Genomic DNA, 6,505 nt, shown 5'->3' with positions numbered 1-6,505 from the left:
GCTGCGGCAGCGTCCCGTCACGGCAGGCTGCGGGAGCGCCGGGCGTGAGCCGTCGCTACGACGTCGCCGTCCTGGGACTCGGCGCTATGGGCAGCGCCGCGCTCTACCAGTTGGCGAATGGCACGTTTCAGTTGATGGGTCGGCCAATGGCTCGTGGATTGCTTGAAACCATGCCACGATCAGGCGACCCAGCAGGAACGTTCCGATGCGTCTCACGATCCGCACCCTTCTAACCACCGGTGCGATGGCCGCGCTCGCGGCGTTCTCGGCCGTCGCGCTACCCGTCCGGGCCATGGCCGCCGACGGCGTCGACGCGATCAAGAAGCGCGGGACGCTGGTCGTCGGCGTGAAGGCGGATTACAAGCCGTTCGGCTTCCGCGACCCGAGCGGGACGATCATCGGCCTGGAGCCCGACCTCGCCGCCGATATCGCCAAGCGGCTGGGCGTCAAGCTCGAACTCGTGCCGGTCGTCTCGGCCAACCGGATCGAGTTCCTCCAGCAAGGCAAGGTCGATCTTCTGATCGCCACCCTTTCGGACAAGCCGGAGCGCCGCCGCGTCGTGCAGGCGATCGAGCCGAACTACTATTCCGATTTCGTGAACGTCATGCTGCCCAAGAATTCGGGCATCACCGACTGGGCGCAGCTGAAGGGCAAGCCGGTTTGCGCCACCTCGGGGGCTTGGTACAACAAGGATGTCGCGCGGGCTTACGGGGCGGAGATCGTCGCCTTCGACGGATCCGAGAAGCCGCTCTTCGCCCTCAAGCAGGGCAACTGCATCGGCTATGTCTACGACCAGAGCATGCTGCAGGGTAAACTGCTCGACGACGACTGGAAGGCCAACTACGCGCTGCCGCTCAAGGGCATCCTCGACGCCCCGTGGATGATGGCGGTGGCACAGGGCAACACCACGCTCCAGGCCGCGGTCGAGGACGCCACCAAGGACTGGATGAAGACCGGCTTCATCGTCAATGAGGAGAAGAAGTGGGGCATCGAGCCGACTGCTTACTCGAAGGCGATGTACGAGAAGTACAAGAACGCGACCAACTGATGCGCTCCTGCACGACGGCTCGAGCGCTCGCCGCCGAAGTGGACATCGGTTCGGCGCGAGCGAGCGCATCGAAACAGGGACTTGGAGCCGCGCCCGATGGCGAGGCGATCGGGCGCGGCTCCAAGCGCGTTCGCCCGCGATGATCGCCACGATCCAGGCGTGGTTCCAGCAGCTCTACGAGACCACGGGCTTCAACTTCACGGTCTTCTACGATCCCTACGACTGGGATCGGTACGTGGCCGGCCTGCGGATGACGCTGCTCCTTGGGATCAGCACCATCCTGGCAAGCCTCGTCATCGGCGCCGTCGGGGCGCTCCTGCAGAGCGGGCCGTCGCGCGTCCTGCGGGCGCTGGTCAACGGCTTCGTGGTGGTATTCCGCAACACGCCGCCGCTCGTGCAGATCTTCTTCTTTTACTTCGGCCTCGGGACGCTGCTCCCGGACATCCGCTCGGCGGACGGCCTACGCGTGCCGATCCTCAACAACGTCCAGTGGGCGATCATCGCGCTGTCGTTGTTCGCGGGGGCGTTCAACGTCGAGATCTTTCGCTCTGGCATCGAGGCGGTACCGCGGACCACGATCGAGGCCGCCGAGGCCCTGGGCTACACCCGCGTTAAGGCCTACTGCCATATCGTGCTGCCGCTGGCCCTGCGCGTCTGCCTGCCGGCCTTGAACAACAACCTGATCAACCTCCTGAAGACCACGACCCTGGCCTACGCCATCGCGGTCCCGGAGACGCTGTACGCGGTCAAGCAGATCTGGTCCGAGTCGCAGAACGTCCTAGAGATGATGCTGGTGCTGCTGGCGACCTACGCGGTCCTCGTCGGCATGCTCGTCTGGATCATGCACCGTTGGGAACGCGCCCTGCGGATTCCGGGATACGGCCGATGAGCGCTGCCGATCAGCAGGGCGGGCGACCGGGGGGCCTGCCGGTCCTCCTGCCTTTCGCGCTCCCGAAGGACGACGCGGCGGCGCGCCTGCGCCCGACCCATTTCTGGCTGTTGACCGGGCTCGCCCTAGTCGCCCTTCCAGCCTGGGCGCAGGGCGGAGCCGCCTCGCTGTCGCCGCTGGAGGTCGTGATCAAGTGGGCCCCCCTCCTGCTCACGGGCTTCGCCTTCAACGTGGCGATCTCCCTGATGGCGATGGCGATCGGCACGGTGGCGGGCATCGGGCTCGGGCTGGCCATGCTGGCGGAGGGGCGGATCCTGCCCCGCCTCGCGTGGTGCACCACGCAGGTCTTCCGCAACGTGCCCTGGCTGGTGCTGCTGTTCTTCGTGATGTTCCTCGTACCGTTCCAGATCACGGTGTTCGGCATCCGCGTGCCGCTGCCCGACTGGCTGAAGGCGACCTTCGGCTTCAGTCTGCCGGTCATGGCCAATGTCGCCGAGATCGTCCGCGGCGCGGTGCGCTCGGTGCCCAACACCCAGTGGGAAGCCGCCGAATCCCTGGCCTTCACCCGGTGGCAGACGCTATGGCGCATCATCCTGCCCCAATGCGCGAAACGCATGCTGCCGCCGTGGATGAACGTCTATTCGCTGATCGCCATGGCGACTGTGCAGGCTTCGATCGTCGGCGTCACCGAGATGCTGACGCTGACCGCGCAGGTGCACGCCGCCGAGGGCGGCCGCCCCGAGCTGTTCGCGCCGCTCTACGGCTTCGCACTGCTGTGTTTCTTTCTCTACTGCTACCCGATCGACCGGTTCACAGCCGCCCTGGAACGCCGCTTCGAGACCCGCTGAGACCATGACGCGCGCGACCCTGGCCGCCACCCCATCACCAAGCTGGACCCCCGATCAGCCGATCGTCCGCGTCTCCGACGTGCACAAGTCCTTCGGGTCCTTTGAGGTCCTGAAGGGGATCAGCTTCGACGTCCGCAAGGGCGAGGTCGTCTGCATCATCGGCCCCTCGGGCTCGGGCAAGTCGACGCTGATCCGCTGCATCAACGCGCTGGTGCCGGTCACGGCGGGCTCGATCCAGGTCGAAGGGATCGACGTCACAGATCCGCGGCTCGACAAGCTGGCGCTGCGCCGCAAGGTCGGCATGGTGTTCCAGCAGTACAACTTGTTCCCGCACAAGACCGCACTCCAGAACGTGATGATGGCCCCCATCCACGTCCTCGGGCAGGACAGGCGCGAGGTCGAGTCCCGGGCGCGGGCGCTGCTCGCCAAGGTCCGGCTGGCCGGCAAGGAGAGCGCTTATCCCGGTGAGCTGTCCGGCGGCCAGCAACAGCGCGTGGCCATCGCCCGCTCGCTGGCGATGCGGCCGGACGTGATGCTGTTCGACGAGGTCACCGCCGCCCTGGATCCCGAAACGGTCAAGGAGGTGCTGGTCACGATCCGGGAGCTCGCCGAGGAGGGCATGACCTGTATGCTCGTCACCCACGAGATGAACTTCGCCCGAGACGTCGCCGACCACATCTACTTCACTGACCGCGGCGTGATCGTCGAGCACGGGCCGCCCGAGACCTTCTTCGCGTCCGCCCGGGACGAGCGGACGCGCCGGTTCCTGTCGCAGGTGCTTTGACTGCCCTTTCGCAATTCTCTCAATTCTCGACCTTAATCCTGAGCGTCCACGGCGGACGAACGTTCGTGCCCCCATGAATGACTGGGATGGGCGCTTTGCTGCCAGGCTGGTTTCGAAGCCCCTTCACACTGGAGCCGAGGGGCTGAACGCTCAAATCTCAGTTCCTTCGGCTAGGGTCAGAGCCTCCTCGACGTCGACACCGAGGTACCGGACGGTGCTCTCGATCTTGGTATGGCCAAGCAGGATCTGGACGGCACGCAGGTTGCCGGTCCGGCTGTAGATCAACGACGCCTTCGTGCGACGAAGGGAATAGGTCCCGTCGTCCTCGCTTCGCAGCCCGATACCCGCGACCCACTCGTCGACCGACTTCACATACTGCCGGGTGCTGATGTGCGTGACGCCGTCGAGCCTGCTCGGGAAGGGATGATCGTCGAACGTTCCACCTCTGGCCTCCAGCCATGCCAGCATGCTGGTACGGGCAGGTTCGAGCACCGCGAATTGCACCGGCCGGCCGGTCTTGCGCTGGATGACGATGGCGCGGCTACGGACCCGACCCCCACTGACGATGTCGCCAATCCTGAGCTTGACGATGCCGCAGCCTCGCAGCTTGCTGTCGATGGCGAGGTCGAAGATCGCCCGGTCGCGCGTGCGCCGTTCGCGGTCGAGCCAGAACCGGATGGCCCAGACCTGCTGAGGCTTGAGGGCGCGCGTGGCGCCGAGCTTGCGGCCGGCGTTCCAGGCGGGCCGCCCTTTCGTGGCCGGATCGTGTGCTGAGTGTTCCCTTATCTGTCTCCTCACCGGCTTGTGTCGGCGAGGCGAGAAGACGCCCGAAGCGAAGCTCCTGAGATGAGGGTGGGTCTATGCGGACGGTCCGCTGGCGAACCCAACCCGATCGCGCGGACCGCTATCGGCCCTTCTCGAAAGCGGCCACTGGCCACACGTCCAACAATATCGGCGTGGGTTGGAAAGCAGGCTTTGACCCTTTACCCCGAAGCGGGCGGGCCGCCCGCGCCCACAGAGGATGCTTGCGGTCAGGCAAGCCTACGCCAGACGGACGGCAGCACGAAGCCGCGCGCTATGTCTGCAACAGGTCGAGCGTTTCAAGGGTATCGGCGACCTTGCTGCGAGCCATTTCATTGAGCGGCAGGATTGGGCGCGGTGGTACGGCACGGAAGATGTCAAGCAGATCAACCAGCGCGTAGATGACCCGCAAGCTTGAGAACTCCTTGAACAATTCCCAGAGTGGTTCAAGGCTGGCGTTCAGTCGTCGCGCTTCGGCTAGCTCGCCTGCTTGAACCGCCCTGACGATGTCCATGCCGATCTTCGGAAATAAGCCCGCAACCACGCTATACCAAGTATCTCCGCCTGCGATCAGCGCCTCTACCGAGTTCCAGTCGCCGCTGTAACCGAGCGAGAACCCCTCCGGCACCGCGTCCCGCAAGCTTCTCAGGTGCTCGGCCACAGCCAGCGGCTCCGGAGCAGGGCTTTTTACCGAGACGACACCCGAAACCTGGCTCAGACGCCCAACCAGCGCGGGACTGAACCGGAAGTGGGTGGTTCCCGGATTGTCGTAGATGCAGAGTGGCAGACCGCTCTCGCGTGCCACGGTCGCGAAGTGTTCGAACACCTCATCCTCCGTGAGCGGCGTATAGGACATAGCAGCAAGGAGGCCGAGATCAGCCCCGGCGGCCTTTGCGTCCCGAGCGTTCCGCACGGCCTCGTCGGTCCGGAGCGCACCAACACCGACCAGTAGCGGCACGCGCCCCGCGAGCTCGTCTACGGCCGCCTCGACGGCCCGGAGGCGCTCCTCGCGAGAGAGGAAGGGATAGGTGCCGGTACTGCCGAGAAGACCGATCGAGTGGACTTCCGCCGCCACTAAGGGACGGAGCAACGCGCGCAGGGCTGTCACATCCACCTGACCTTTGGCGTCAGAAGGCGTGATCGGGAAGGCGGATAAAGTCGTCATGGATGCTCCGGCAACGGTCTTTATCCAGCCCGGGCGGTCCGGTCGCCAGTGCCAATTTCGAAATTTTTACTGGACCAATTCCGAAACGAGCTGCGCTCCCGCTTTGACGCATCCACGGTTCAGAAGCGGACCGGCAGCACTCCATCCAACTGAGCCGTTCGTCCGAGCACTGGGCGGCGGCCGATGCTGGCCGCAAGCGGAATGGCTGCTTTGAAGGAAGTCTGCTGGAAAAGTGGGCGGCCTTCTACCGACCCAACCCAGCCGCTCGGACCGCAGTCGGTGCTCCCGCAAAGCAGACGCTCGTCAGCCGTTCAGGCTGGCATTCCGACGAAGCGCCCCGCGCACCGTTCGGTGGCGGGGCGAAGTCGGTCTCGGAGGGAAGATGCGGGTGGCCGACCGGTCCGGATCAGCGTCCACAGGGATCGAGACGGCATAGGTCAACGATGCCTGCTCGATCGGGTAAACCTACAACAATCGATACCGCCCGCATTCACATGGGTGGAAAAGCCATGTCGGAAGCATCGCGCTACCAAGAACATCGTCCATCCGAACAACCCCGGATCAGACGACGGCGCTCAAGCCGACTTTGACGAAGGATCACTGACATAGGTGAAACCCGGCCGCCGACCTTCATCTATAGTCGGTTCATCGCCAGATCAGGTAATGGCGGGCTTCGGTTGTCGAGCGCTCGCTTTCAACGAACAGGCGCATGCATGCCAGACGAGCCGTTCATCATCGACCATCCCGCTCCAGGTCAGCGCACCGATCGGGCGTTCGTCCTCGGCGTAGGCGGAGCTATCCGATCCGCTATCGTCCTCGAGGCTGAAACCGACGAACACGCTCGATCAATTGCGACTACGATCGCCACCGCCTTCGGCCTTGATCTGTGGGAGCGGGCGCTTCACCTCGGCAGCTATCCACCGCGACCGACGTATCCGGACATTTGAGCGGATGATCACGGCGTCGGCTT

General features: G+C 64.9%; 7 protein-coding genes. 4 read left to right on the top strand and 3 right to left on the bottom strand.

Annotated features, from left to right (window positions below):
* Positions 1 to 205 precede the first annotated feature (205 nt).
* The 4 genes from OXS27_RS31325 to OXS27_RS31310 all read left to right on the top strand — a co-directional run bounded on the left by OXS27_RS31325 (position 206) and on the right by OXS27_RS31310 (position 3,569).
* Positions 206 to 1,048: a transporter substrate-binding domain-containing protein gene (locus OXS27_RS31325; RefSeq protein ID WP_267361564.1), complete on the top strand. Its 843-nt coding sequence runs from the start codon at positions 206 to 208 to the stop codon at positions 1,046 to 1,048.
* A gap of 139 nt (positions 1,049 to 1,187) precedes the next feature.
* Positions 1,188 to 1,937 carry an amino acid ABC transporter permease gene (locus OXS27_RS31320; protein ID WP_267361563.1) on the top strand — a complete coding sequence of 250 codons (750 nt, stop codon included), beginning with the start codon at positions 1,188 to 1,190 and terminating at the stop codon, positions 1,935 to 1,937.
* Positions 1,934 to 2,785 (top strand): amino acid ABC transporter permease, encoded by an 852-nt coding sequence (locus OXS27_RS31315; RefSeq protein WP_267361562.1) that lies wholly within the window; start codon positions 1,934 to 1,936, stop codon positions 2,783 to 2,785. Before OXS27_RS31320 ends, OXS27_RS31315 begins: the two co-directional genes overlap by 4 nt.
* Positions 2,786 to 2,789: 4 nt before the next feature.
* Complete coding sequence (locus tag OXS27_RS31310; RefSeq protein ID WP_276592798.1) at positions 2,790 to 3,569, top strand: amino acid ABC transporter ATP-binding protein; 780 nt, start codon at positions 2,790 to 2,792, stop codon at positions 3,567 to 3,569.
* Between the two features lie 150 nt (positions 3,570 to 3,719).
* Here the strand turns inward: OXS27_RS31310 and OXS27_RS31305 are convergent, their stop codons facing one another.
* The 3 genes from OXS27_RS31305 to OXS27_RS31295 all read right to left on the bottom strand — a co-directional run bounded on the left by OXS27_RS31305 (position 3,720) and on the right by OXS27_RS31295 (position 6,374).
* The gene (locus OXS27_RS31305) at positions 3,720 to 4,367 is read right to left on the bottom strand and encodes a tyrosine-type recombinase/integrase (RefSeq protein WP_267361561.1); all 648 of its coding nucleotides are present in this window, start codon (positions 4,365 to 4,367) and stop codon (positions 3,720 to 3,722) included.
* Between the two features lie 277 nt (positions 4,368 to 4,644).
* Complete coding sequence (locus OXS27_RS31300) at positions 4,645 to 5,535, bottom strand: dihydrodipicolinate synthase family protein (RefSeq protein WP_267361560.1); 891 nt, start codon at positions 5,533 to 5,535, stop codon at positions 4,645 to 4,647.
* A gap of 656 nt (positions 5,536 to 6,191) precedes the next feature.
* A complete protein-coding gene (locus tag OXS27_RS31295) occupies positions 6,192 to 6,374 on the bottom strand; it encodes a hypothetical protein (RefSeq protein WP_267361559.1) in 183 nt (60 codons plus the stop codon).
* Positions 6,375 to 6,505 lie beyond the last annotated feature (131 nt).

The sequence above is a fragment of the Methylobacterium sp. GC_Met_3 genome (assembly GCF_026540775.1).
Classification (GTDB): domain Bacteria; phylum Pseudomonadota; class Alphaproteobacteria; order Rhizobiales; family Beijerinckiaceae; genus Methylobacterium.
The sequence above is the reverse complement of the archived record's forward strand: the minus strand, read 5'-3'. Positions and strand labels throughout refer to the sequence as shown.

What these genes read in the sequence shown, in the direction of transcription:
- OXS27_RS31320 (WP_267361563.1), top strand. Translation starts at nt 1,188, where the DNA reads ATGATCGCCACGATCCAGGCGTGGTTCCAGCAGCTCTACGAGACCACG.
- OXS27_RS31325 (WP_267361564.1), top strand. Translation starts at nt 206, where the DNA reads ATGCGTCTCACGATCCGCACCCTTCTAACCACCGGTGCGATGGCCGCG.
- OXS27_RS31315 (WP_267361562.1), top strand. Translation starts at nt 1,934, where the DNA reads ATGAGCGCTGCCGATCAGCAGGGCGGGCGACCGGGGGGCCTGCCGGTC.
- OXS27_RS31310 (WP_276592798.1), top strand. Translation starts at nt 2,790, where the DNA reads ATGACGCGCGCGACCCTGGCCGCCACCCCATCACCAAGCTGGACCCCC.
- OXS27_RS31300 (WP_267361560.1), bottom strand. Translation starts at nt 5,535, where the DNA reads ATGACGACTTTATCCGCCTTCCCGATCACGCCTTCTGACGCCAAAGGT.